24 protein-coding genes are annotated in these 25,343 nt (G+C 70.6%); 12 read left to right on the forward strand and 12 right to left on the reverse strand.

Annotated elements, in window-relative coordinates:
* Positions 1-26 precede the first annotated feature (26 nt).
* Positions 27-272 (forward strand): DUF8836 family protein, encoded by a 246-nt coding sequence (locus QSK21_RS29670; protein ID WP_285700728.1) that lies wholly within the window; start codon positions 27-29, stop codon positions 270-272.
* 28 nt (positions 273-300) lie between these two features.
* Here the strand turns inward: QSK21_RS29670 and QSK21_RS29675 are convergent, their stop codons facing one another.
* The 5 genes from QSK21_RS29675 to QSK21_RS29695 form a co-directional block, all read right to left on the reverse strand.
* Positions 301-1,221, reverse strand: a complete 921-nt coding sequence (locus QSK21_RS29675) for a Rieske (2Fe-2S) protein (protein WP_285700729.1) — start codon at positions 1,219-1,221, stop codon at positions 301-303.
* Between the two features lie 260 nt (positions 1,222-1,481).
* A complete protein-coding gene (locus QSK21_RS29680; protein ID WP_285700730.1) occupies positions 1,482-3,731 on the reverse strand; it encodes a molybdopterin-dependent oxidoreductase in 2,250 nt (749 codons plus the stop codon).
* Positions 3,732-3,912: 181 nt separating this feature from the next.
* A complete protein-coding gene (gene katG / locus QSK21_RS29685) occupies positions 3,913-6,135 on the reverse strand; it encodes a catalase/peroxidase HPI (protein WP_285700731.1) in 2,223 nt (740 codons plus the stop codon).
* A 98-nt stretch (positions 6,136-6,233) separates the two neighbouring features.
* Positions 6,234-6,389, reverse strand: coding sequence for a hypothetical protein (locus QSK21_RS29690; protein WP_285700732.1), 156 nt, complete (start codon positions 6,387-6,389; stop codon positions 6,234-6,236).
* A gap of 160 nt (positions 6,390-6,549) precedes the next feature.
* Positions 6,550-7,068, reverse strand: coding sequence for a Fur family transcriptional regulator (locus QSK21_RS29695; protein ID WP_285700734.1), 519 nt, complete (start codon positions 7,066-7,068; stop codon positions 6,550-6,552).
* A gap of 231 nt (positions 7,069-7,299) precedes the next feature.
* Here QSK21_RS29695 and QSK21_RS29700 point away from each other — a divergent pair, with 231 nt between their 5' ends.
* The 4 genes from QSK21_RS29700 to QSK21_RS29715 all read left to right on the forward strand — a co-directional run bounded on the left by QSK21_RS29700 (position 7,300) and on the right by QSK21_RS29715 (position 11,245).
* On the forward strand, positions 7,300-8,436 hold the full coding sequence (locus QSK21_RS29700) for a CapA family protein (RefSeq protein WP_285700735.1): 1,137 nt from the start codon (positions 7,300-7,302) through the stop codon (positions 8,434-8,436).
* 126 nt (positions 8,437-8,562) lie between these two features.
* Complete coding sequence (locus QSK21_RS29705) at positions 8,563-9,660, forward strand: CapA family protein (RefSeq protein ID WP_502871609.1); 1,098 nt, start codon at positions 8,563-8,565, stop codon at positions 9,658-9,660.
* A 140-nt stretch (positions 9,661-9,800) separates the two neighbouring features.
* On the forward strand, positions 9,801-10,466 hold the full coding sequence (locus QSK21_RS29710) for a glycoside hydrolase family 25 protein (RefSeq protein ID WP_285700737.1): 666 nt from the start codon (positions 9,801-9,803) through the stop codon (positions 10,464-10,466).
* A 155-nt stretch (positions 10,467-10,621) separates the two neighbouring features.
* Positions 10,622-11,245: a TetR/AcrR family transcriptional regulator gene (locus tag QSK21_RS29715; RefSeq protein ID WP_285700738.1), complete on the forward strand. Its 624-nt coding sequence runs from the start codon at positions 10,622-10,624 to the stop codon at positions 11,243-11,245.
* 299 nt (positions 11,246-11,544) lie between these two features.
* Here QSK21_RS29715 and QSK21_RS29720 read toward each other — a convergent pair whose 3' ends face one another.
* On the reverse strand, positions 11,545-11,913 hold the full coding sequence (locus QSK21_RS29720; RefSeq protein WP_285700740.1) for an alpha/beta hydrolase family protein: 369 nt from the start codon (positions 11,911-11,913) through the stop codon (positions 11,545-11,547).
* Between the two features lie 186 nt (positions 11,914-12,099).
* Between QSK21_RS29720 and QSK21_RS36390 the strand changes: the two genes are divergently transcribed.
* The 4 genes from QSK21_RS36390 (at position 12,100) to QSK21_RS29740 (ending at position 16,444) form a co-directional block, all read left to right on the forward strand.
* On the forward strand, positions 12,100-12,528 hold the full coding sequence (locus QSK21_RS36390; protein WP_285700741.1) for a hypothetical protein: 429 nt from the start codon (positions 12,100-12,102) through the stop codon (positions 12,526-12,528).
* 184 nt (positions 12,529-12,712) lie between these two features.
* Positions 12,713-13,822, forward strand: a complete 1,110-nt coding sequence (locus tag QSK21_RS29730) for a ferritin-like domain-containing protein (protein ID WP_285700742.1) — start codon at positions 12,713-12,715, stop codon at positions 13,820-13,822.
* Between the two features lie 230 nt (positions 13,823-14,052).
* Positions 14,053-15,054, forward strand: coding sequence for a hypothetical protein (locus QSK21_RS29735; RefSeq protein ID WP_285700743.1), 1,002 nt, complete (start codon positions 14,053-14,055; stop codon positions 15,052-15,054).
* Positions 15,055-15,895: 841 nt separating this feature from the next.
* Entirely contained in the window at positions 15,896-16,444 is a 549-nt protein-coding gene (locus QSK21_RS29740; RefSeq protein ID WP_285700744.1) for a septal ring lytic transglycosylase RlpA family protein, read from the forward strand.
* Positions 16,445-16,598: 154 nt separating this feature from the next.
* On the opposite strand, the gene QSK21_RS29745 is transcribed toward QSK21_RS29740, so the two are convergent.
* Positions 16,599-17,843: a prolyl oligopeptidase family serine peptidase gene (locus QSK21_RS29745; protein ID WP_285700745.1), complete on the reverse strand. Its 1,245-nt coding sequence runs from the start codon at positions 17,841-17,843 to the stop codon at positions 16,599-16,601.
* 382 nt (positions 17,844-18,225) lie between these two features.
* Between QSK21_RS29745 and QSK21_RS29750 the strand changes: the two genes are divergently transcribed.
* Positions 18,226-18,591 (forward strand): YkvA family protein, encoded by a 366-nt coding sequence (locus tag QSK21_RS29750; RefSeq protein ID WP_285700746.1) that lies wholly within the window; start codon positions 18,226-18,228, stop codon positions 18,589-18,591.
* A 31-nt stretch (positions 18,592-18,622) separates the two neighbouring features.
* Here the strand turns inward: QSK21_RS29750 and QSK21_RS29755 are convergent, their stop codons facing one another.
* Positions 18,623-19,387, reverse strand: a complete 765-nt coding sequence (locus QSK21_RS29755; protein ID WP_285700748.1) for an IclR family transcriptional regulator — start codon at positions 19,385-19,387, stop codon at positions 18,623-18,625.
* A 1,351-nt stretch (positions 19,388-20,738) separates the two neighbouring features.
* Here QSK21_RS29755 and QSK21_RS29760 point away from each other — a divergent pair.
* Positions 20,739-20,909: a hypothetical protein gene (locus QSK21_RS29760; RefSeq protein WP_285700749.1), complete on the forward strand. Its 171-nt coding sequence runs from the start codon at positions 20,739-20,741 to the stop codon at positions 20,907-20,909.
* A gap of 564 nt (positions 20,910-21,473) precedes the next feature.
* Here the strand turns inward: QSK21_RS29760 and QSK21_RS29765 are convergent.
* On the reverse strand, positions 21,474-21,794 hold the full coding sequence (locus QSK21_RS29765; RefSeq protein ID WP_285700750.1) for a DMT family transporter: 321 nt from the start codon (positions 21,792-21,794) through the stop codon (positions 21,474-21,476).
* Positions 21,791-22,459, reverse strand: coding sequence for an FMN-dependent NADH-azoreductase (locus QSK21_RS29770; protein ID WP_285700751.1), 669 nt, complete (start codon positions 22,457-22,459; stop codon positions 21,791-21,793). Before QSK21_RS29770 ends, QSK21_RS29765 begins: the two co-directional genes overlap by 4 nt.
* An 87-nt stretch (positions 22,460-22,546) precedes the next feature.
* Between QSK21_RS29770 and QSK21_RS29775 the strand changes: the two genes are divergently transcribed.
* Positions 22,547-23,107, forward strand: a complete 561-nt coding sequence (locus QSK21_RS29775) for a TetR/AcrR family transcriptional regulator (protein WP_285700754.1) — start codon at positions 22,547-22,549, stop codon at positions 23,105-23,107.
* An 8-nt stretch (positions 23,108-23,115) separates the two neighbouring features.
* Here the strand turns inward: QSK21_RS29775 and QSK21_RS29780 are convergent, their stop codons facing one another.
* Positions 23,116-23,604, reverse strand: coding sequence for a hypothetical protein (locus QSK21_RS29780; RefSeq protein ID WP_285700755.1), 489 nt, complete (start codon positions 23,602-23,604; stop codon positions 23,116-23,118).
* A gap of 33 nt (positions 23,605-23,637) precedes the next feature.
* Entirely contained in the window at positions 23,638-25,287 is a 1,650-nt protein-coding gene (gene qcrB, locus QSK21_RS29785) for a cytochrome bc1 complex cytochrome b subunit (protein WP_285700756.1), read from the reverse strand.
* Positions 25,288-25,343 lie beyond the last annotated feature (56 nt).

Consider the following 25,343-nt stretch of genomic DNA (forward strand, 5'->3'; position numbering starts at 1 on the left):
TATCTGTTCGAGTGCAAGGGGCGCACATGAAGGGTGACAGGGTCGAGGTAATGATCGATGCCGGGGGCGAGGGCACCCGCACCTACGAGGTCGTCGCCACCCGGGCGGGACGCCGCGTGGAGGTCACCAACCGCCGTGGCGTGGTCGAGGTCAGCGAGGTCACCCGCACCGGCTCCCCCGTACGCACCGCCCGTTTCATGTCCAGCCGCGTGCTGGCCCTCGTCGAATATCCCATCGCCGACGAGCAGCCCTCCGGTTCCCAGGCGGAGTGACCGCGTGACCGCCGCGTGACCGCCGCGTTCAGCCGACCGGCCGCACCTGGACGGTGCCGTTCTCCAAAACACGGCTCTCGAACGACGGCTGGCGGCCGGTGGCGGGGCCGTGCACGACCTGTCCGTCCCGGACCCGGAACGTGCTGCCGTGCCAGGGGCAGACCACGCAGGGCTCGGCATTCTCGTCGGCGACGATCCGGCCCTGGTGGAGCGGTCCCGCCAGGTGGCTGCAACGGTCGGTGAGGACGTGCACCTCCTCGCCGTCCCGGAGCACGAACAGGCTGATGTACCCGAGGCGGCGCTGGACGGGCCACCCGTCCGGCAGGTCGGACGCGTCGCACAGGTCGTGCCAGCCCAACTGGATCAGATGCGTGACCTGGTCGGCGTGGTTGGCGCCCGCGGCCTGCCGGAACGCCAGGTGCCCGCCCAGGTAGGCGCCGGCCAGCAGCGCGGTGAGCCCCGCGTAGCCGAGTGCCCGTCCCGCGTTGTCACGGCCGCGGGCGCGGGCCACGAACGAGGCCGTGTAGAGCAGGCTCGCGGTGGCGGTGCTCGCCGCGTGGACGAGGCCGACGCGCTGCTGTTCGCGTTGCAGCGATCCCCAGTCGGCGATTCCGGTCAGCGCCGTGGGCACGGCGCCGGCAAGCCCGGCGGCGACCAGGGCCTGGGACGCCCGTTCCGTCCCCGGGAACAGGTCCAGGACCGCGACCGACATCCACGCGCCGATCGGCATGTCGGTCAGCGGCGGGTGCGCGGGATGGCCGATGGGCACGCCGTGCAGGGCGTCCTTGACGGGCCCGGGATGCAGCGTCCGCTGGACGGCCACCGAGAGCGTCCGGATGGCACGATCCAACCCGGTGGCGTGCTCCAGGCCGTCGGCCAGGTCCACCGGGTTGGGCCGGGCCTGCGGCCGGGTCCCGCGCCGGAAGCTCCTGTTCGCCCTTCGGTTCATGTCCCTCCTAGACGGCCGCGATGTGGGACGCTCGTTGTGACCCTAGTCCCCGGGGCTTCCACGTGACCAGCCGGGGAACCGCTCGCCGACCCCTTCCCGCGGACGCGGCGGGGACCCTGGTATCGGGAACTGATGTGGAGAAACCTACCTAGGGCGGGATGACCTAAACCCCGGTTCCGGCCGGGACGTTCACCCGGCGGCGCACCGCACGCGACGAGAAGCCGCCTTCCCGGCCGCGGATCCCGGAGTGTCGGCGCGGCTCAGGAGGTCGCGCGTTCGAGGGTCACCGGGACGCCGTTCAGGACGGCGGTCCCGGAGAGCGGGTCGATCTCGCGTTCGTCCGTCACCGCGTTGGCGCTCACCCCCGCGTGCCGGTTGGCGACCTCCGTACGGGTGCCCGGACGGTCGTGGCCCCAGCCGTGGGGGAGGCTCACGACGCCCGGCATGACCCTGTCGGTGGGTTCGGCGACCGCCTCCAGCGTCCCCGACCTGGACTGGACGCGGACGGCGTCGCCCTCGGCGATGCCCAGGCGGGTCGCGTCCGACGGGTTGAGCTGGAGCGTGCAGGTGTTCGAGCCGCGCACCAGCTCGGGGACGTTGTGCATCCAGCTGTTGTTGGAACGCAGGTGGCGGCGGCCGATCAGGAGCATCCGGTCCGGGCCGTCCGGAGGGGAGTCGAGCGCGGCCAGGAGGCGGTCGGCGTCGGCGGCGAACGACGGCGGGCACAGCTCGATCCGGCCCGAGGCGGTGCACAGCACCTCGTCCAGCCGTGGCTTGAGGGGGCCCAGGTCGAGCCCGTGCGGGTGTTCGGTGCGCAGGCGCGCCAGGGTCAGGCCGGACGGGTCGGCGCCGAAGCCGTCGCCGTACGGGCCGAGGCGCAGCATCATGTCGAGGCGCTGCTCGGTCGTGGAGGTGTTGCCGCCGTTCAGCAGCATCTTGCGCAACTCGTCCGGCTCCCGGCCGTGGACGGGCGACCCCGGCGCCGCGACCGCCTTGCCCAGCGTGGACCTGATGATCATCTCGTCCAGGGCGGCGGGGTCGCCGTCCACCCCGGAGGCGATGACGGCGAGACGGGCCAGGATCTCCGCCTCCGTGGGACGCCCCTCCGGCGGCGGCACGACGGGTGGCGAGTACCGCACGTAGTTGCGGACGGCCAGGGGAAGCAGCGCCAGGTCGTAGTGCGGGGTCTCGGCCGGGCGGGGCGGCGGCAGCACCACGTCGGCGTGCCGGGTGGTCTCGTTGAGGTACGGGTCGACGCTGACCATGAACTCCAGGCCGTCCAGCGCCGCGTCCAGCCGGGTGCCGTTCGGGACGGACAGCACCGGGTTGCCGCCGATGGTGATCAGCGCCCTGATCCGGCCCTCGCCCGGCGTGTCGATCTCGTCGGCCAGCGTGGCGACGGGAAGCTCGCCGTTGACCTCGGGCAGGCCGCGGACGCGGCTGCGCCACCGTCCCGTGGTGAACGGGCGCCTGCGCCGGTAGGTGGCCGTGTGCGCGGCGCGCGGGAACATGGCGCCGCCGGGACGGTCCAGGTTGCCGGTCAGGACGTTGAGGACGTCGATGAGCCAGCTGTTGAGCGTCCCGTACGCCTGGGTGCAGGTGCCGATGCGCCCGTACACGGCCGCGGAGGGGGCGGCGGCCAGCTCCCGGGCCATGCGCCGGATGACCGGCGCGGGGATGCCGGTCACGGGCGCGACCCGCTCGGGGGTGAAGCCGACGGCGAGGGCGCGCAGGTCGTCCAGGCCCAGGACGCGCCCGGCGAGATGGTCGGGCTCGTCGGCGATGTCCTCGTCGAACAGCGTGCGCACCAGCGCCATCAGCAGATAGGCGTCGGTGCCCGGCCGGATGAAGACGTGCTCGTCGGCGAGGTCGGCGGTGCGGGTCCGGCGCGGGTCGACGACCACGACCTTGCCGCCGCGCTCCCGGATGGCCTTGAGACGCCCGGGGAAGTCGGGTGCCGAGCACAGGCTGCCGTTGGACTCCAGGGGGTTGGCCCCGAGCATCAGCAGGTGCGCGGTGCGGTCGAGGTCGGGCACCGGGATCGCCAGCGGGTCGCCGAACATGTAGCCGCTGCTGACGTGCTTCGGCATCTGGTCGGCGGTGCTGGCGGTGTAGACGTTCCGGGTACCGAGCGCCTTGATGATGGCCGCGCCGTAGAGAGGCCCCGCCATCGAGTGCGCCGCCGGGTTGCCGAGGTAGACGGCGACGGCGTCCCTGCCGTGCCGCTCGATGACGTCGTGCAGCCGTTCCCGGACGACGGCGAACGCGTCGTCCCAGTTCGCCGCCGGTACGTGCGTGCCGCCGTCCCGGACGAGCGGTTCCCCCAACCGGTCGGGGTCCGCGTCGAGACGGCCGAGCGTGGCGCCCTTGGGGCAGATGAATCCACGGCTCAGGGGGTCGTCGCGGTCGCCGCGCACGCCGGTGATCGTGCCGGAGTCGTCAAGGGTGAGTTCAAGGCCGCAGAGGGCTTCGCAGAGAGGACAGGTGCGGTACGCCGTGCGGCTGCCCATCGAAACTCCTTGTCAGCGAGACCGAACCCATGATGACCCCGTTCACCGGGAAGCGCCAAGACCGGGTCCGGCCGCACGGCAAGGGCCCCCGCCCTGATGGACGGGGGCCCTCCGCACTTCAGAGACCGGACCGGGGGTCCGGCGAGGGGCTCCGCTATCGGATCCCCGGGTCAGGCCAGGGTCAGGACAGGTCGTACCGGTCCAGGTTCATGACCTTGTTCCAGGCCGCGACGAAGTCGTTGACGAACTTCTCCTTCGCGTCGTCGCTCGCGTAGACCTCGGCGAGCGCGCGCAGCTCGGAGTTGGACCCGAAGACCAGGTCGGCCCGGGTGCCCGTCCACTTGACCTCGCCCGATCCGTCGCGCGCCTCGAAGGTGGTGCCGTCCTCCGACGTCGGCTTCCACTCGACGCCCATGTCGAGCAGGTTCACGAAGAAGTCGTTGGTCAGCTTCTCCGGGGTGTCGGTGAGGACGCCCAGCTTGGACTGCTGGTAGTTGGCGCCCAGCACCCGCAGCCCGCCGACCAGCACCGTCATCTCGGGCGCGGTCAGGGTGAGCAGGTTCGCCTTGTCGACGAGCAGGTACTCGGCCGGGAGGCGCTGCCCCTTGCCGACGTAGTTGCGGAAACCGTCGGCGCCCGGCTCCAGGGCGGCGAACGACTCGGTGTCCGTCATCTCCTGGGTCGCGTCCATCCGTCCCGGGGTGAACGGGACCTCGATGTCGAAGCCGGCGTCCTTGGCCGCCTTCTCCACGGCGGCGCAGCCGCCGAGCACGACCAGGTCGGCGAAGGAGATCTTCTTGCCGCCGGTCTGGGCGGAGTTGAAGGACTCCTGGATCCCCTCCAGGGTGCGGATCACCGTCTTGAGCCGGTCGGGCTCGTTGACCTCCCAGTCGATCTGCGGCTGGAGGCGGATCCGCCCGCCGTTGGCGCCGCCGCGCTTGTCGCTGCCGCGGAACGACGAGGCCGCCGCCCACGCGGTGGACACGAGCTGGGACACCGTCAGCCCGGACGACAGGATCCGCTCCTTGAGCGACGCGATGTCGGCGGCGTCGACGAGCTCGTGGTCGACCGCGGGGATCGGGTCCTGCCACAGCAGCACCTCGTCCGGAACCTCCGGGCCGAGGTAGCGCTGGATCGGGCCCATGTCGCGGTGGGTCAGCTTGAACCAGGCACGCGCGAAGGCGTCGGCGAACTCGTCGGGGTTGTCCTTGAACCGCCGCGAGATCGGCTCGTAGATCGGGTCGAACCGCAGGGCCAGGTCCGTCGTCAGCATCGTCGGGACGCGCTTCTTCGACGGGTCGTGGGCGTCGGGGATGATGGCCTCGGCGTTCTTGGCCTGCCACTGGTGCGCCCCGGCCGGGCTCTTGGTGAGCTCCCACTCGTAGCCGAACAGGATCTCGAAGAAGTCGTTCGACCACCGGGTCGGGGTGGTCGTCCAGGTGACCTCGAGACCGCTGGTGATGGCGTCGCCGCCCTTGCCGGAGCCGTGGGCGCTCTTCCAGCCCAGGCCCATCTGCTCCATCGGGGCCGCCTCCGGCTCGGGGCCGACCAGGTCGGCGTCGCCCGCTCCGTGGGTCTTGCCGAAGGTGTGGCCGCCGGCGATCAGCGCGACCGTCTCCTCGTCGTTCATCGCCATGCGGCGGAACGTCTCGCGGATGTCACGGGCCGCGGCGATCGGGTCCGGGTTGCCGTTCGGGCCCTCGGGGTTGACGTAGATGAGGCCCATCTGGACGGCGCCCAGCGGGTTCTCCAGCTCACGGTCGCCGGAGTAGCGCTGGTCGTCCAGCCATTCGGTCTCGGGACCCCAGTAGACGTCCTCCTCCGGCTCCCAGACGTCCTCACGGCCACCGGCGAAGCCGAAGGTCTTGAAGCCCATGGTCTCCAGGGCGACGTTGCCGGCCAGGATCATCAGGTCGGCCCACGACAGGCTCTGGCCGTACTTCTTCTTCACCGGCCACAGCAGGCGGCGGGCCTTGTCGAGGTTGCCGTTGTCCGGCCAGCTGTTGAGCGGCGCGAAGCGCTGCTGCCCGGAGCCGGCGCCGCCGCGGCCGTCGCTGATCCGGTACGTGCCGGCGCTGTGCCAGGCCATCCGGATCATCAGCGGGCCGTAGTGGCCGAAGTCCGCGGGCCACCAGTCCTGCGAGGTGGTCAGCACCTCCGCGATGTCCCGCTTGACCGCGGGCAGGTCGAGGCTCTGGAACGCCGCGGCGTAGTCGAAGTCCTTGCCGAGCGGGTTCCCCTCGACGGGGTTCTTGGCGAGGATCCGCAGGTTGAGCCGGTCCGGCCACCAGCCGCGGTTGCCGCCGCCCTGCGTCGGGTGAGGGGCGCGGCCGTGCGCCACCGGGCACCCTCCCCCGCTCTCCTCGTTGGTCTGGTAGGCGACCGACTCTTGGTTCTCCGACATGGGAATCCTTCCGGGACTCGTGGTACGAGATCGATAGGACGAGATGGTTGGGAACTGTGTGTGCTGTGAGAGCGTGTGCTGTGAGGCGGGGCGCAGGCTCAGGGGCCGGTCGGACGGGTGGTCCGGCCGGTGCCGGGACCGGCCGCCGCCCGGTGCCCCGTACGGGGTGACGGAGGCCGGGGGCCGATGCCCGGCGAGTGCTCGTCGCTGGGTGCGGCGGCGCCGGCATCGTCGGTGGTACGCCGTTCGCCCATGCGCGATTCCTCCTTGTCCTCCTTGCTCCGTGCCGCTGTCTCCGTGCCGCTGTCTCCGTGCCGCTGTCTCCGTGCCGCTGTCTCCGTGCCGCTGTCTCCGTGCCGCTGTCTCCGTGCCGCTGTCTCCGTGCCGCTCGGTGATTCCGGATCGGCTCGCCGGTCAGCGGGCCGGTGGCGGCGGATCCGCGGCGGCGTCTCCGCCGGACCGGTCGCCGGCCGCGATGGGGGCCTCGCCCGGCGGGCCGCCGGAGGCGTCCGGACGGCAGTCCGGGCACAACCCCCAGAACGTGACGTCGGCCTCGTCGACCAGGTATCCGGCGTCGTCAACCGGGTCCAGGCAGGGCGGATGGCCCACGACGCAGTCGACGTCCTTGACCGCTCCGCAGCTCCGGCACACCAGGTGGTGATGGTTGTCGCCGACGCGCCCCTCGAACCTGGCCGGGCTGCCGGCGGGTTCGATGCGCCGTACGAGGCCGGCGGCGGTGAGCGCGTGCAGGGCCTCGTACACGGCCTGGAGGGAGATGTGGCCCACGCGCTCGCGCACCCCGGCGGCGATCGCCTCGACACCGAGGTGGTCGCCGTCCCGCACGGTCTCGAGCAGCGCGACGCGGGCGGCCGTCACCCTCAGGCCGGCACCGCGCAGCTCGTCGGCGACGGTCGGGGACTCGGACGCGGTCATGGCGACCAACCTACAGCCATAAACGCGAATGATTCAAGACAACGAACGATGCAAGTCTTGTTAGACCGGCTGTCGAGGCCCGAGCGCGCGGCTCGCCGGCGGCTGAGGCCGCACCCGGCCTCTCACCAGTGCGAACGGCGTACGAACCCAGCCATCGCGGTGTGCATCTGAACAGGCGGAATCAGCCGGGACGGACCGGGCGAACGGGTCCGGCCGTGAAGGGAAGCCGCCATGCGACAGGTACATCCTCAGGCCCGGAGCGGCCGACGCGGACCCGTTCTCGGGGCGGTGCTGGCGATCGTGTCCGGGACGGTGCTCCTCGTGGGCGGGGTGCTGGTGACCGTCACGGTCGGGGGCAAGGGCCTGGTCCCCGGCGGCTCGGGCGGCACGGGGGACGAGCCGCCCAAGCGGCCGTTCACGGTCGCCTTCGGCGGCGACGTCCATTTCGAGGGCATGCTGCGGGCGCGGCTCGACTCCGCTCCGGACACCGCGCTCGGGCCGGTGGCGGGGCAGCTCAAGCGCGCCGACCTCGCGATGGTCAACCTGGAGACGGCGATCACCGAAGGCGGGACGCCCGCACCCAAGCAGTTCACGTTCCGGGCCCCGCCGACCGCGTTCCGCGTGCTGAAATCGGCCGGGGTGGACGTGGTCACGATGGCCAACAACCACGGCATGGACTTCGGCGATGTCGGCCTGCGCGACTCCCTGGCGGCCGGCAGGCAGGCCGGGATGCCGCTCGTGGGCATCGGACGCAACGCCGCCGAGGCGTACAGGCCCTATGTGACCAGGGTGAACGGTGCCAAGGTCGCGGTGATCGGCGCTACCCAGGTGCTGGACGACAACCTGATCCAGGCGTGGACCGCCACCGACGCCAAGGCGGGCCTCGCCTCGGCGAAGAACGCGCCGCGCCTCGTCCAGGCCGTCCGGGAGGCACGCAAGGACGCGGACGTGGTGATCGTCAACCTGCACTGGGGGCAGGAGCTGAACCAGTGCGCCACCCCCGTCCAGCGGGGGCTCGCGGCTCAGCTCGCCGACGCGGGCGCGGACGCCATCGTCGGCAGCCACGCGCATGTGCTCCAGGCCGGCGGCTACCTCAAGCGCTCCTACGTCCATTACGGGCTCGGCAACTTCGTCTTCTACACCTCCGGCGGGCGTACCGCCGAGAGCGGGGTGCTGACGCTCACCTTCGACCCGAGGACGCCGGGGAAGGGACAGGGCGCCACCGGCCGGGTCCGGAAGGCCGACTGGGCACCCGCCGTGATCAGCGGCGGCGTCCCGCGCCCGCTGGCCGGTGCGGAGGCGGAGCAGGCACGGAGCCGGTGGGAGGCGCTGCGGAGCTGTGCCGACGTGCGTCCCAACCCCGCTTAGGGCGCCGGTGGGATGTTTCACGTGGATCCGGCTGCACGATCACCGGCGGTAACGAATGGGCGGGATTCGACGGGTACGTGAGCGATGCGTGGCATGCTATCCCGAGCGATGACGAGGGGGCTCGGGATGCGCAGGACGACGATCGTGGCGACCGCGCTCGCCGGGATGATCAGCATGGCGCTGGCCACGGGCGGGTGTGGCCTCATCGGCTCCGGTGACCCCGAGGCCGAGGGCGCCACGGGCGCGCCCAAGGCCGCGTCCCCGGGCACGCCCGCCCCGTCGACGCCGGCCAAGCAGCCGATCCTGGTCGCGTTCGGGGGGGACGTCCATTTCGAGGGCATCCTGCGTCCCCGGCTGGCCAGCCCCTCGACCGCGCTCGGCCCGATCGCCCGGACGCTGCGCGCCGCCGACCTCGCGATGGTCAACCTGGAGACCGCGATCACGACGGGTGGTACGCCCGCGCCGGGCAAACAGTTCACCTTTCGCGCGCCGCCGTCGGCGTTCACCGCCCTCAAGGCCGCGGGCGTGGACGTGGTGTCCATGGCCAACAACCACGGCATGGACTACATGGAGTCCGGGCTGCGCGACTCGCTCAGAGCGATCAAGGCCAGCAGGTTCCCGACCGTGGGCATCGGACGCAACGCCGCTGAGGCGTACCGCCCGTACCGCGTCACCGTGAAGGGCAACCGGCTCGCGATCGTCGGCGCCACCCAGGTGCTGGACGACCATCTGATCCCGGCCTGGACCGCGACCGACTCCAAGCCCGGGCTGGCCTCGGCCAAGAACGTCGAGCGGATGGTGCAGGCCGTACGGGACGCCCGCCAGGGCGCCGACGTGGTGATCGTCCACCTGCACTGGGGACAGGAGCTGGCGACCTGCCCGCTGCCCCGGCAGCAGGACCTGGCCAGGCGCCTGGCCGAGGCGGGCGCGGACGTGATCGTCGGCGGGCACGCGCACGTCCCGCAGGGCGGCGGCTACCTCAACGACGTCTACGTCCACTACGGGCTGGGCAACTTCGTCTTCTACTCGGCCAACGGGCCGACCGCGAACTCCGGCGTCCTCCTCCTGCGCATCCAGGACGGCAAGGTCACCGCCGACAGGTGGAGGCCCGCCCGCATCTCCGGCGGCCTTCCCCGCCTCCTCACCGGCTCGGCAGGCGCCGCCGAGCTCCGCCGCTGGAAGTCGCTGCGAGGCTGCACCGGCCTGTCCGCCCGCCCCGCCTGAGAACCGCCCCTGACCGGCGAATCACATCCTGACCAGGGAGAACAAGCTCCCCAAACGGCCTGACATCTCTCGTTCCCGCGCGCGAATAACAGGCGGTGTCCCTACTGTGGCAAGCGACTGCGGCGACAAGAGGGGGAGCTATGCCGCTGTACGGCGTGGACGTGGCCTCGTACCAGGGCGAACCGTCCTGGCCGAAGGTACACGCGTCCGGCATCCGGTTCGCCTTCAGCAAGGTGACCGAGGACACCGACTACACCAACCCGACCTGGACCCACAACCGCTCGAAGATGCCCGAACTCGGGGAGGACTTCCTGCCCGGCGCGTACCACTTCCTGCACGGAGGGAACGGCGCCGCCCAGGCCCGCCACTTCCTCTCCAAGGCCGGGAACGTGACCGGCTTCGCCGTGGCCCTCGACGTCGAGGCGTCCGGGGCCGACGCCGACACCGCCCGCGACTGGGTGAACGAGGTCAAGGACCGCACCGGCGGCCACCCGGTGATCGGCTACTTCCCGCGCTGGTACTGGGAGCAGCAGGGCCGCCCCGACCTGTCGTTCTTCGACACCATCTGGCAGAGCCACTACGTGAACGGCTCGGGCTCGGCCGCCGACCTCTACAAGAAGGTCCCCGACTCGTGGTGGAAACCGTTCGGCGGCGAGCCCATCAGCATCCTCCAGTACTCCAGCAAGGCGTCCGTCCCGGGCATCTCCGGCCCCTGCGACGTCAACGCCTGCCGCGAAACCCTGACCGACCTGAAGGCCCTGGCCCTGGGCACCCGAGAGCCGCCACGGCCGGTGGCGGACGGCTGACGCTCGGCGATCGGAATGCCTTCGACCTGAAAGTCCCCGCTGGCCGCCGACCGGAGGAGGCGAGGCACGAGGGACAGACGTGGGCAGAACGGTGACGGAGGTGGAACAGGTATCGATTGTGCAGGGCGGAGCTCGAGAAACGCGACAATAGGGGCGTGACCGAGCTCCTAACCCCACTTCGCCGCCGTCCCGTCCAGCGGCGCAGCGCCGAACGCGTCGAGCGGATGCTCGACGCCTGCGCGCAGATCCTCGACGAGGAGGGCTACGACGCCCTCACGACCACCCGCATCGCACGGCGCGCCGACGTGGCCATCGGCTCGCTGTACCAGTTCTTCCCCGGCAAGCGCGCGATCGCCCAGGCGCTCGCGCTGCGCAACCTGGAGCTCTTCGGGGAACGGGTGGCGCGGCGGCTGGCCGCGGGCGGGTTCGCGGACTGGACGGACACCGTCGGCACGATCATCGAGATCTACGTGGACATGCACCGCTCGGTCCCCGGCTTCCGCGAGCTGCGGTTCGGCGACATCGCGGACGTCCACCTGCTCGACTCCGCGCTGGAGAACAAATCCGTGGTCGCCGAACGCCTGCGCGCCCTGCTCGTGGAAACGTTCGCGGTCGGCGACACCGCCGAACTGGCCCGCGTACTGACCATCGCGGTCGAGGCCGGCGACGCCGTCCTCAAACTCGCCTTCCGCCGCGACCCCCGAGGCGACCCGGAGATCGTCGCCGAGGCCAAACTCCTCGTCCACAGCTACCTGTCCCAATACCTAGCACGAACCTGACCCAACCCACCCACCCAGCGCCCCCCGCTCCCAGCAACGCCCGCCCGGCCCGCACATCGCCCGCCCCAAGGGCGCCCGGCCGTAGTGCGCCTGATCTCACGGCGCTCCACTACCGAGAGCCCGACTACGGCGCACCTGACCGCAGGTCGCCCGCTCGCGGGGGCGCCCGTGCCGCAGGGTGGTTGACCTCATGTATTCGTGCTGCCAGGTGGCCGGCGGCGGTGGGCCTTGTCGCGAGGTGATCGGGTTGGGCGTCGGGTGGTTGTGGGACCGGTCCTGGGGGTGGGCGTGCTGGGTGGTTAGTGGGAGGGGGCGGTGAAGGTGTCAAGGATGGTTTTGGTGGCGTCGATGCGGGTGGTGGTGGAGCCGATGCCGAACGGGAGGCTTCCCGGCCAGGCGTGGCCTCCGCCCGTGACCGTGTAGAGGTCGACGCGTACGCCGTCCCGGCAGCCGGGGTGGGTCAGCCTGGTGATCGGTCCCGTCGTGTGGTCGCTGCCCGTGCCGCAGCCGAAGGCGCGTGCCCAGCGGGTGGCGAGGTCCGGGACGGCGGGAAGGGTGAAGACGCCGTCGGTCGGCCGCATCCATGCGGGGATCTGGCGGCGGTCGCCGCCGAACGGCTCGCCGCCTCGGTACGGGACGATCCGGTCGGCCGTGCCATGGAACGCCACGATCGTGGTGGGCGGTGCCCCCTGCAGGGCCGGGTCAGGTTGAGGCCGGCGACGGGGGCGACGCCCGCGAGCCGTCCGTCCAGGCCGCAGATCAGCGCGGTCGCGAGTCCGGCGCCGTTGGACATGCCGGTGGCGTACTCGCGCGAGGTGTCCACGCACAGGGTGCTTTCCAGGTGGTCGAGGAGGGTGCGGACGTACGCGATGTCCTCGGTGCCGTCCGGCATGCCGGGCAGTTTCCAGCCCCGGCGGACCGGGACGCTCTCGGGCTCCACGACGATGAAGCCACGGGCCGCCCCGGTGTCGGCCATCCGCCCGTACACGGCTTGCGTGAACGCGGTGGAGCGGAGCCCGTGGAAGTCGAGGATCAGCGGGGCGGGAGCGCGGCCATCGTCGTTCGGGCGCTTGAGCAGGTACGAGCGGCCGCCGAACGCGTACCGTCCGGATGCGCGTGGTGGCGTGGCGCGGCGGCAGCCCGCGCTGGGGGACGGCCGATGGCCCGTGGACGTCGGGGCCGCGCTGTCGGCGTTGGCGGGCTGCCTTTCCTGCCCGCTGGAACAGGCGGAGCCGACGAGTAAGAGCGTGGCGGCGGCCACTGCGGCGAGCGCGGTGCGGTGAGCGGCCGGGGAGGGACGGGCGATCACCGGGCGTCGCATTCTCCGATCGTAAGGCGCTCCATGGCGATCGGGGCGCGTTCGCTCTGGCGCTCGGCTGCTTGACATGTTACGAAGTGATGTAAAGACCTGTGCGGCTCTCCACCCCCGGCGACGAAGGCGAGCCGACGCCCCATAGGAGGCCCCCCGTGAGTTCGTACGATCTGTACGTCACCCCCGTCCAGCAGGACACCTGGAACGTCCCGATGGCGGGAGACGCCCGCTTCACCTGGGAGTACGACGAGCCGCGCGATCGGCTGCTGAGCCTGTACCAGAAGGGCAAGGACAAGCAGTGGGACGCCCAGAAGCGCATCGACTGGGACCTGGAGATCGATCCGGTCAACGTCGCGGGGCTTCCGGAGAACTTCAACCCGCTCTTCGGGTCCGACATCTGGGAGAAGATGTCGCAGAAGGAGCGGGACGAGTTCGGTCGGCACCAGGGATCGTGGCTGTTCAGCCAGTTCCTGCACGGTGAGCAGGGCGCGCTGAACGTCTCCGCCCGGATCGTGCAGTCCGTCCCCGACCTGGACTCCAAGTTCTACGCCGCCACCCAGACCATGGACGAGGCGCGGCACGTCGAGCTCTACACCCGCTTCCTGCACGAGAAGATCGGGATGTACTACCCGATCAACCAGGACCTGGCCAAGCTGCTCGCCGAGTCCCTGGAGGACAGCCGCTGGGACCTGCCGTACCTCGGCATGCAGGTGCTGATCGAGGGGCTGGCGCTGGCCGCGTTCGGGCTCTACCGCGACATGTCCACCAACCCGCTGGTCAAGCAGTTGCTGGCGTACGTGATGCAGGACGAGGCGCGGCACGTCGCGTTCGGGCGGCTGGCGCTCAAGGACTACTACACGGAACTGACCGAGAAGGAGCGCGCGGAACGCGAGGAGTTCGTCGTCGAGGGCTGCTACCTGATGCGGGACCGTTTCAAGGGACGCGAGATCTTCGAGAACCTGGACATGCCCGTCGAGAAGTGCATGGAGTACGTCGACAACTCCGACATGTACACGCTCTACCAGTCGCTGCTCTTCAGCCGGATCGTTCCGTGCGTCCGCGACGTCGGCCTGTGGGGCGACAAGGTGCAGGCCGCGTACGAGGACATGGGCGTCCTGGACAACGCCAAGGCCGACCTGGAGGCCCTGATGCGGCAGGACGAGGAGTTCGCGGTCAAGGTGGACGAGGAGAAGTACGCGCGGGAACTGGCCGCGCGCAAGCAGGAGGTCGATGAGGCCATCGCGTTGGGCGGCGCCGCCGAATAGCCACCCGGGCGGGGACGTTTCCGGATTTCTCCGGGGACGTCCCCGCCCGCCATTTCAGGGTCTCCGGCCTGACTGATTTCTCGTACAAGTCGCGCTAAATTGCGGAGCCGCTTCTTGTAAAGGCCCTTTGGTTCTCCATATCCTTCCAGAATCGACTGTGGGCGTCGCCGGTCTGTACTACCGTCCCCGCTCGACGCGCTGCTCTCCAGCTCGATTTCCCGGGGGGAACAATGAACCGCTACACCCGAAATCCCACAAGGCTCGGCGTGGTCGTGCCCGCCGTCGCCGTGGCCGCGCTGGCCGCCGTCGCCGCGCCCGCCCTCGCCGCGTCCGGTCCCGCCGACTCCGGCCCCATCGCGTACCTCACCAAGGACAGCACGGGACGCAGCGCGATCGGTCCGGTCGCCGACAAGGCCACCCCGATCGTGCGGTCCGTCGGCATGTCCCTGGACGGCCTCACCAACTCCACGAGCGTCTCCTCGTCCGCCACCCGGCACGGCGCGATGACCCGCCTCGGCCCCGGAACGATCAAGACCGCGCACGGCGACATGCGCTTCTCCAGCATGGCCGTACGCTGCGGCAGCAGGTTCGACGAGGTCCTGTACGGGGTCATGACGCTCGATCCGCAAGGCGCGCTCGCACCGGCGCTCCAGGGCGTCCCGCGGCAGCCGACGGAAAGCTACCGGATCCCGGCCGCCGTCCCGGGCAAGGAGTTCGTGCTCAACAAACAGGTGCGGGACGCGTCGGGTGCGCTCACCGTCACCGCCATCACCGTGACCGACAAGGCCACCGGCGCGTCCCGAGGCTATGGCGTCGCCCGCTGCACGCCCAGCACCCTTCCGGCCGCGTCCGGCGTTCCGGCGCGTTCCCGCAACCCCCTTCCCGTTCCGGCCACCGGTGGCCCCGTAAACAGGGGCGGTGCCTTGCCCCCGGCGGCCGTCGACTCCCTCAACGGGCTGCTCAACTCCGTCCAGCTCGGGACGCTGCCGAAGGAACCGGCGACCGGCGGGTGGGGAGCCGTCCTGGAGCCGGAGAACGCCGGCGTCACGCAACTCGGGTCCTCCGCCGCGCAGCCCCGTCCCGCCCGCCGCGGGCAGGCCGCCGGACACCCGGTGCCGGGCGCTCCGATGGCGGGGCTGCCCGCGATGCTCGCCGGTCCCACGAACGCGGTGCTGCCCGCCTCGATGGCGGCGCTGCTCGGTGGCGCCCCCGGCCTGCCGCTGGCCGGCTGAAAGGGCGGTATAAGGCCGTATGCGCCTTAATAAGGTGGCATAAAAGCCGAATAGAGGGCTGTATTGCGACGTGAACGGGCGTTCCGGCCGGTGTGCATCACACCCGCCGGGACGCCCGTTCGCGATGGGCGAAATTGATCGATCAAGGGTGCTCCGCGCGGACCGGTGCGACCGGTCGCATCGGTGTAAAAACGATCTTCCCTTCCGGTGACAGACGGCTTCCGATCGACGTCGCACCGCAAAAAGTCGGGTGACAAATCCCACAAACTCTGGGCCTTCGTCTTGATCTGCTCGCAATCCCACGTACGGTCAGGGACTTGTGTGCGGCGTGCGAAAGATCAGAAAGATCCAACAGAACAGCCGAGACGCGCCGCACCGGCCGGACGCCGACCCGCGATGAGGCGGGAGGCGCCCTCAGACCGTTCGGTCCGCCGGTCCTGTACGGGCCGGGACGGATGTCCGGACCGCCCGTCCGCGAAAGGTGACGGGCCTGACCGGAAGGGTCTCATCGGGGGTGCGATGACGGGTGCCTTGGGCCTTCGCCCGGGGAACGGTCCCGTCCACGGCGCACGAGCACGAGTTCGGGGATGAGTTCCGCCCGGACGATTCGGGGTGAGTTCCCGATGGATCCGGCGGGCGAGCGGCCCTGACACCTCGGGTGCTGATCAGCCTGGGGGAGTCCGGGGCGAGAGGTCTCCCCGGCGTGCCGTGAGAACGGCGACGATCGCTCGCCGGGCGTCCGGGGTCCTGTCCCCGATCGAAGGATTCCTTTGTGGGAAGCCCTGACAAGCGTCACCACACAACTCCTGTCCGAACCGTCCTCGTCGCCTCAGGCGCCGCGGTGGCCGTGGTCTCGGCCGGCGCGGGAGCCCTGGCGGCGGTCAACACCGGCGGGTCCACGGGATCCGCCGCATCCGCGGGCGCGGCGCGCATCACCCCCCGTACCGGCACACCGCAGGCCGAACGGTCGTCGGCCTCGTCGTCCCCGGGCGAGCCGGGGATCATGCCCCCGCTGCCCCCCACCCCTCCGGAGCCGCAGGCCGGGTCCACGAAGGCGAAGAAGACCGGGAAGAAGGCGAAGAAGCCCGCGTACCGTGTGGTGAAGTCGGGCTCGTGCCAAGCCTCCTACTACTGGGAAGGCCAGATGACGGCCAGCGGGGAGCGGTTCGACCCGGACGCCCTCACGGCCGCGCACAGGACGCTGCCGATGGGCTCGAAGGTCCGGGTCATCAACAAGAAGAACGGCCGGTCGGTCATCGTCCGTATCAACGACCGGGGCCCGTTCATCGCGGGCCGCTGCCTCGATCTGTCCAGGGCGGCCATGAGGAAGGTCGGAGGCACGGGATCAGGGGTGATCCCCGTCCGCTACGAGGTGCTGAAGCGCGTCTGATCCGCCGCTGGGAAGGCCCCGCCGTCGCCTGCGGCCTTTGGACGCGTTGCGGCAGGACACCGCTCTGCGTAGCGGGGGATTGCCGAGAGGCCGCAGGCGGCGATGGCGTGCCCGGCCTGGCATGGCCGCGTCGTCGCCTGTGAGAGTCGACGTCCTAATGATTGAGCGGAGTTCGGGGCTCGGGGACGTGGGCCGCCCTGGAAGCCTCACCCATGGGGGTCCGGACGTGCGCGCGGGATGGGATGAGGGCCGGAGAAGTGAGTTCGGCGGGACCTCCGGGCGGCGCGTCCGCACCGGGCTCGGACGCCGGGGCCGGGACGAGCGAGTCGCCGTGACCGGACTCCGGACGGCTCTCGGCAGGGTCCTCCTGCCGTGCGGTCGGTCGCGGGGCGGGCTCCAGAGCGGGCTCCGTTGCGTGACCTTCCGGGTTCTCCTCGCTCTCGGGGCTCTGCGGGCTCTCAGGGTCTTGCGCTTCGGCCGCGTGGGGCTCACCGGCCTGCCGCAGGTCTTCCAGGTCCGCGCCCGGTGAGTGCTCGGGTGCGCCGGGCGGTTCGGTGACGTCGGCCAGGCGTTCGCGGAACCAGTCGTTGAGGACGCCGTCCACGCGTACCGCCTCGGTGGTGGGCGGTTCGGCGGTGGTCCCCGGCTCGGACGCCAGCGCGTGACCCATCCGGAACGTGGCGGCCTCCACCGCCCGGACGCCGTGCTCGCGGAGCAGGTCGCGCAGCCGGTTGATGTCATCGGGCTCGACCATGGGGTCATGGGCGCCCGCGATCAGCAGCACCGCGGCGTCGCGGGAGGCGATCTCGCGTGCGTGAGCGGTCAGGTCGAGCCGTTCGGCGAGGGCCGTGGCGCCGTCGCTCCAGGCGCGTTCGCGTCCCGTACGGCGCTCCAGGGACCGCGCGGTGCGGAGCGGGGACACGACCGGCGTGACCAGCGCGACGGCGGTCACCGGCACCTCGCCGCGGGCGAGCGCGAGCAGGGCGGCGGACGCGCCGAACGAGAAACCGGCCAGGCCGACGGGTCCCTCCTCGATGCCGAACTCGCGCCTGATCTCGTCCAGGACCGCGGGCAGCTCGTCGACGGCGCGCTCGACCGCCGTCCCGTACGCCTCGATGCCCGCGGTCTCCAGCAGGGCGCCCGAGCCGAGCCCTTCCGGCCGTTCACCGGGCGGCTCCAGGTAGACGCGCCAGGTCGGGACGCCGGTCATCGGCATCGCGGCGGCCAGCGCGGACGCGGTACGGGGCGGGTCGAAGCCGGGCCAGGCGACGATGACGCGGGTGGGACCTGCGGGGCGGGCGTCGACGGCGGTGGGCGGGAGCGCGAGGTAGGGGACGTCCGCCGCGGTCCCGGAGACGGGACGCTGGTTTTCGGGCAGGGTGGGGTGGTCGCCGCTCATGGTTCCGGGTCAGCTCCTGCTCTTTTCGGCAATACTGCTGGATCCCGCTGGCGATGCCGGGGCCCGGCGCAACTCCCCCTGCCTCCGCGGGTCCGGAGGTTCCCGGGCCCATGCTTACAGCGAAGGGCGGAGGATGCGGCCGAATCCCCGCACCTCGACCACAGGAGTGATGAAGACCTCACTGCGGGTAACCCGAGTGGCGCGTCCGTGGTAGGAGTGCGATGCAGGTCAGGGCGGTACCGCACCCCCGTAATCCGGCGAATCCCTCCATATCACTCGTTGAGTGGGGAACGAGGCCGGGGGCCGGATCGTCGTAGGGAAGTGCCGACGTCATCGGCGTACCGAGGCGACGAGGCTGCCGGCACGGTGGAGAGGAGTGCCTGTGAGGAAGCAGCGCAGCGCGGCCGCGGCCGGGCAGGCATGGAACATCTACAGCGAAACCCTTGCACCCGACGCGCCGGGCATGGTGGAGCGCGTCCGCGCCATCCCGCGCATGCTGAAGGCGACCCTGCGCGGCGAGTACAAGGGGATGTCCTACAAGACGCTTGGTCTTCTCGCGGTCGGCCTTGTCTACATCGTCTCGCCGCTGGACGCCGTCCCGGAGATCCTTGTGCCGGTCGTCGGGCTGGCCGATGACACCGGAGTGGCGCTGTGGCTGGCGTCCGTCCTGGTGCGGTCGGCCGGTGACTACGTCAGATGGGAACGTGGCGGTCGTCCCAAGGTGGTCGTGGGCGACATCATCGACTGAGCGCCGATCGGCGGACGCCCGCCTTCGCCGGTCATCGCGAGCCGCGGGAGTGGTTGCCGGGGCGCAGCTCGGTGGCGAAGTGCTCGGCGACCCGGCGCATGATCGGTACGACATCGTGCACCGTCTCGGGGGTCATCCTGGCGGACGGGCCGGACACGGAGAACGCCGTCAGCGCGGGCGCCCCGGGCAGCGGGACCGCCACGCATCGCACCCCGATCTCCTGCTCCTCGTCGTCCACCGCGTACCCCTGCGCGCGTATCCGTTCGAGCTCGGCGAGCAGCGCGTCCAGATCGGTGAAGGTGTTGGGAGTGTGGCGCTCCAGCCCGGTGCGGCTCAGGATCTCCCGGACGCGCGGCTCGGGCAGTTGGGAGAGGAGCGCCTTCCCCACCCCCGTGCAGTGGGGCTGGACGCGCCGCCCCACCTCGGTGAACATCCGCATGGAGTGCCGCGACGGCACCTGCGCGACGTAGACGACCGCGTCGCCCTCCAGCACGGCCATGTTGGCGGTCTCGCCCACCTCGTCCACGAGCCGGGTCAGCGCGGGCCGCGCCCACGACCCCAGCAGCCGGCTCGCGCCCTCGCCCAGCCTGATCAGCCGCGGGCCGAGGGCGTACCGCTTGGACGGTTCCTGGCGCACGTAGCCGTGGTTCACCAGGGTCCGCATCAGCCGGTAGATGGTCGGCATCGGCAGCCCGGACACCTCCGTCAGCTCGGAGAGGGCCATCTCGCCCCCGGCGTCCGCCAGATGTTCCAACAGCTCGAAGGTGCGCTCAAGCGACCGTACGGCCTCCGCCACCGGCCCTCCTCTCCTCACGACCTCCCGATTCTACGGAGGGACTATTTCGCTGTATGAAAGCACGAAGGGAAGTTACGCTCCGTGGCCAGCCGGTAATACTGGTATCGCTACCGTCACTGTGCCACCCCCCAGGAACAACAGGTGTCACCGAAGGGGGAACGGACCGGTGCCAACGCGGAGGCGAACAGGAGCCCGTCTGCGGGTGCTCGGCCGTGCCGGATCCGTCGCGTTGGGGCTCGCCGTCATCGCGCTTCCCGTTCCGTCCGCGTCCGGCGACCAGGGTGACAAGGTCCGGCTCGTGCCATCGTTCTCGCCGATGGGACGGGACGGACGGCGGGTCGCTTACGTGCTGGAAGTCTGGTCCATAGGCGGCACCGCTCGCGATGCCTTAGTCCGACTAAACGTTCAGAAACCGCTGTCGTGGAGCGACTGGCCTACCGACTGCCGCCCCGTCGCAGGCAAGGCTGAACGGCTGCGGTGCGAGCTGGGAGACATCAAGTCCACGCGTGCGCTGCGCCTGGTAGTGAGCGCACCGCGTACTGCCAAGGGGACGTTCTCCTTGCGTGCGGTAGTGGACGCGAAGAACACGAAACGCAGGGAGGCGGTAGCCCTCACCCGCGTCCGAACGCTCCCTCGCCCGTCCGCCCCTGCTCCAAGCGGATCCCCCTCTCCCTCTCCTTCCTCCAAGGCATCCCCTAGGCAGACGCCCACCGGAAAGGCGTCGCCCAAGGAGGCGCCCCCGAAGAAGCCCTCCCCAAGGCCGCCAACAGGCTTCGCAGTGTCCGCCTCCCCGTCCCAGTCCCGCTCCCCCAAGCCGCCCAAGTCCACGTCCCCCAAGCCGTCCGCGCACACGTCCGGGTCCCCGTCCGCATCGCCCAACCCACCCCCTGCTTCTCCGAGCGAACCGTCCGCGTCCCCGAAAGGCTCACCTACCAAGAAGCCCCCCAAGAACTCCTCCCAGAAGCCGACACGACCCCCGGCTTCTCCCCCTCCGCCCAAGACCTCTCTGAGTCCGTCCTTGCCATCGGTGGCTCCGCCGGCGCCTTCGACGGAGGATCCGTCCCCGCCCCGGCCGGCGACGAGCAGTGGTGGAAACGAGAGCGGAGGCGGTGACGGAAACAGCACCAACGGAGGCGGCGGCGACCTGACATCCGTTCCAGCCCAGCCGCCATACACCCCACGAGATCTGTCGCCGCCGCCCAGGCCCGACCTGGATCTGCCCCAGACGGAACTGGACGACCTGCCGCCGGGCACGCTCTCACCAACGTTGCCCCCGTTGCCCTCGCAGCCCGGCCCGGTGCTGCCGTCGTACGACGGCTCGTCCCCCAGGGTGGCCCCGGAGCATACGGACATGGCACTGATCGAACCCGTTTCCGCGGATCAAAACGACGACCCAGACCAGATGGCCCGGTTCGCCGCCCTGCTCGTCTCCATAGCAGGTCTGCTCTGGCTGACCACCTGCCTGCTCGTCCTGTGGCGACGACGTGCCGTGAACGGGTTTACCGACTGGTCCCAGGACTGACAAAGCACCCGCAAACGAACGCGCGTCCCCTCCCACCCGAGAGAAGCCGAACCCATGGCGCTGAGTTCTGCCAAGCAGGAAGGTCGGCGACGATCGCCTCGCCCTGCGTGAGTTCGGCGAGGACGATGTGGACGCAATGGTGGCCCTGTAGTCACCCAGCACTTGAGCTTTGAACCCCGCGAACGCGAGCAGGCGGCGGCCACGACTGCCGTCACCACCGCCGCGCGGAAGGAACCGGAACCGGAGTATTCCCTCGCTGCCGTCCTTACGCGGTGATGGACCTGGCGTGGGTCGGGTCATCGGCTTCGCTCGTCTGGCGATCGACGGTCAGCACCCTGGTCAGTCCAGCGCACAACTCGGCATCGCGCTTCGTAAGGACGCGTGGGGTCAAGGGCCGGGCGAAGGGATGGTGCGGTTGTTGCTGCGCCTGGGCTTCGATGCGGAAGCTTGGCATGGTCGAAGAAGGCAGGATTCGTCACCACTTGCGGGTTCGCGGCCGGGGCGGGACGACGGATGGCGGTCGGGGGAAGGCGAGGGGTGATGGCCGCCTCGCCTTCCCTTGGGTTACTCCGGGTTGGTCACGCGGGCGAGGACGATGCCGCTCACGATGAGGGCGAGGGCGGCCATGCGGCCGGTGGTGAAGGGGTCGCGCTGGACCAGGATGCCCAGTGTGATGGCGCCTACCGCGCCGATTCCGGTGAAGACCGCGTAGGCCGTGCCGACCGGTAGCGTCTTCATCGCGTGGGACAGCAGGTAGACCGCTATGGCGCCCAGTACGAAGCAGAGGGCGGTGGGCAGGGGGCGGGTGAAGTTCTCGGTCGGCTTGATGCTCTGCGACCAGACGATCTCCACCAGGCCGGCGAGTACGAGGATGGCCCAGTTCATTCGTCCGCGGCTTCCTGTGCGTAGCGTCGGCCGAGTTCCCGGGCCGACTTCAGGGCCTCCGCGAGTGACCGTTCGTGGGCGTCGCGGAGGTGGGCCAGCGCGGGGTCGATCCGTGCGTTGACGAGTTCCGCGTTGATGAAGGTCACGTCGTCCACCGCGAAGTGGCCGACGAAGAAGTCCCGCAGGTAGCGCTCCTGGTGGTCGTACGGGGCCTTCGGTGCGCCGGGCGCGTACGAGCCGCCGCGCGCGGACGCCACCACGAAGCGCCGTCCCGCCAGCGACATCCTCGGGAAGGTGACCTGGTCGAGCCAGGACTTGAGGGACGCGGGGACCGAGTAGTTGTACATCGGCGTGGCGATCAGCACGACATCGGCGGCGATCAGCTCGGCCAGCAGCGGTTCGACGATCGCCCAGGCGGCGGCCTGCGCGGGGGTGCGCACCGCCTCCTTCAGTCGGTCGAGCTCGGTGATGCCCTCCCGCAGGACGTGGTCGCACAGCTCCGTCCACGCCTCGTCGATGAACGGGACGGGGTCGGCGGTCAGATCCCGGTACGTGCGCACGCCGGTGGGGCGCACCTCCTGCCAGCCCGCGACGAAGGCGGCGCCCACGTCGCGGCTGACCGACCGGCGTCGCGGGCTGGCGTCCAGATGAAGTAGCACGGTCATCGAACCCTCCTAAGCGGACATCGTGTCCGGTTGACTGTAGGGCTCAACCGGACATCGTGTCCGCTTATTCCGGTACGGTGGATCTCGATGGAACAGCGGCGCGAACGTGCGGACGCGGCGCGCAACCGGGCGAAGATCCTGGAGGCCGCCGCCGGGCTCTTCGCCGCCCGAGACCCGCGCACGGTCACGATGGACGACATCGCCAAGGCCGCGGGTGTGGGCCGCGGAACCCTCTACCGCCGCTTTCCCGACACCGCCTCGATCGCGCTGGCCCTCCTGGACGAGCACGAACGCCGCCTCCAGGAAGGCATCATCCGGGGCGACCCGCCCCTAGGCCCCGGAGCCTCACCTGCCGAACGCCTGGCCGCTTTCTACGCGGCGATGGTGGAACTCCTGGAAGCCCATATCGACCTGGCGTTGGGTGCCGAAGCCTCCGGTACCCGGCTCACCACCGGCGCGTACGGCTTCTGGCGCATGCACGTGAGGATGCTCGCCGTCAAAGCGGAGGCTCCCGAACCCGACGCCTTGGCCGATGTGCTGCTGGCTCCCTTGGCGTCCGAGGTCTACGCGCACCAGCGGGCCCAGGGCCAGAGCACCGCCCAGATCACCAGGGCCCTCACGCACCTGGCCCGTTCCGCGCTCGGCTAGCTGTACTGCTAGATCTCAGGCAGCCAGCTACTGGTAGCCCGGTGGCGGTGAAGCCCCGCCGCCTCGAACTCGTCGATGTGGCCGCCCTTGTCGACGCCGAGCAGCCGGAGCGCCTGGGAGATCGGGCTTCCGGCCGGCGGCGACGGCTCGAACTCGCCCTTGTGCAGGGGGCCGAGGACGACCTTTCCTGCGTCCCATACCTGCGCGGACTGGGTTCCGCTTCCGCCGAAGTACTCGGCCTCGACATAGGCCACCGGCGCGGTCTTCGAGCAGGCGGCCAGTGTGCGGCCGAAGCCCGCGGGCGCCTTCAGGAACCCGTCGAGTTCGGGCTCTCCAGGCGCGGCGACCGCGTCGAGCAGCGCCGCGGTCATCGGCAGCAGCGACAGATGCCCGGCGAGGGGGACGATCCTCGCCTCCGGCATCCTCGCCTCCGGCATGGAGCCGGCCAGCGCTTCGAGAACGGGCGCGGTGCCGATGACCGCCTCCAGCACGTACATCGCGCCATTGTGTCCCGTCGGCCGACCCGGGGGTCAGGGGCCGGGGGAGTCGATGGACTTGCGGACGTGTTCTTCGTGTTCCTCGCCGTCGGCGTGGTCGGGGACCTTGGCCAGGTCGGCCACGAAGCGGCGGTTGAGGGCCAGGCGCACCTTGCCCAGGCGGCTACGGGCTTCGGGCGCCTCGATGCCCTTCTGTTCGGGACGGCTGAGGGCGATGGCGGCGGGTGGGCGGCTGTCGGTGATGGGGGCGGCCTCCTCCGGGCGGAGGTGGCGTTCGACCTCGGTGTACTCGCCCTCGGGGGAGCGGACGATGATGCCGGTCTCCACGCCGTGCTCGACCAGGGCGCGGTCGCGGAGCTGGAGGCCGAGGCAGATGCGGTACGTGATGACGTACGCCAGGATCGGCCCCAGGAAGAAGGCGACCCGGAAGAACCAGGTCGTCCAGTACAGCGGTATCTCGAACTTTTCGGCGATGAGGTCGTTGCCGCCGCCCGCCCACAGGACGCCGAAGAAGACGACACCGGCCATGCCTATGCCGGTCCTGGCGGGGACGTCGCGGGGACGGTCCAGCAGGTGGTGGATCTCGTGGTCGCCGGTCACCCAGCGTTCCAGGAACGGGTACACGGCCAGGCCGGTGAACAGGATCCCGGGAATGACCAGCGCGGGGACGATCACGCTGAACGTGACGGTGTGGCCCCAGGCGTTGACCTCCCAGGAGGGCATGATGCGCAGGGCGCCCTCCAGCCATCCCATGTACCAGTCGGGCTGCGAGCCGGAACTGATCGCGCCCGGGTCGTACGGGCCGAACAGCCAGATCGGGTTGATCTGGAAGAACGTCGCGAGGATGGCGCACACCGCGAAGATCCACAGGAAGAACGCGGTGGTCTTGGCGACGAAGACGGGGAAGAACGGGTAGCCGTACTGGGCCCGGTTGGTGCTGCCCTTGCCGGGGAACTGGGTGTGGGTCTGCATCCAGGTCAGCACGACCCCGTGCAGCGGGATCAGCGCGGCCAGGATGCCGGGGATCAGCAGGATGTGGATGACGTACAGCCGGGGAATGATCATTTCGCCCGGGTACTCGCCGCCGAACAGCCACATCTGCGCGTACGTGCCGACCACGGGGATGCTCAGCAGGACGCCCTCCAGGATCCGGATGCCGGTGCCCGACAGCAGGTCGTCCGGGAGCGAGTAGCCGAACAGGCCGTTCAGCATGACCAGCATGAACATCACGACGCCGATCAGCCAGTTGAGCTCGCGCGGCTTGCGGAACGCGCCGGTGAAGAAGTTGCGCAGCAGGTGGATGGTGATCGCCGCCATGAACAGCAGCGTCGCCCAGTGGTGGATCTGCCGCATGAGCAGCCCGCCGCGCACCTCGAAGGTGATGTGCAGGGTGGAGGCGTACGCCTGGCTCATCTCGACGCCGCGCAGCTTCTGGTACGACCCGTCGTAGACGACCTCTTCCATGCTCGGCTGGAAGAACAGGGTGAGGAACACCCCGGTCAGCACGATGATCACGAAGCTGTACATCGCGATCTCGCCGAGGAGGAAGCTCCAGTGGTCGGGGAACGCCTTGCGGAGCGACTTGCGCGCCCACGCGGCGCCGCCGAACCGCTCGTCGATCGCGATGCCCGTGCCGGCCAGGGCCTTCGGCGGCCGGGCGCCGCCCTTCCGATAGGTCGCCACGCGAACCTCCCGCTCGGACGGCCCGGCGGGGACCGCCCATGGCATCGGTGGTACGT

This window comes from Actinomadura sp. NBRC 104412, assembly GCF_030269515.1.
Classification (GTDB): Bacteria; Actinomycetota; Actinomycetes; order Streptosporangiales; family Streptosporangiaceae; genus Spirillospora.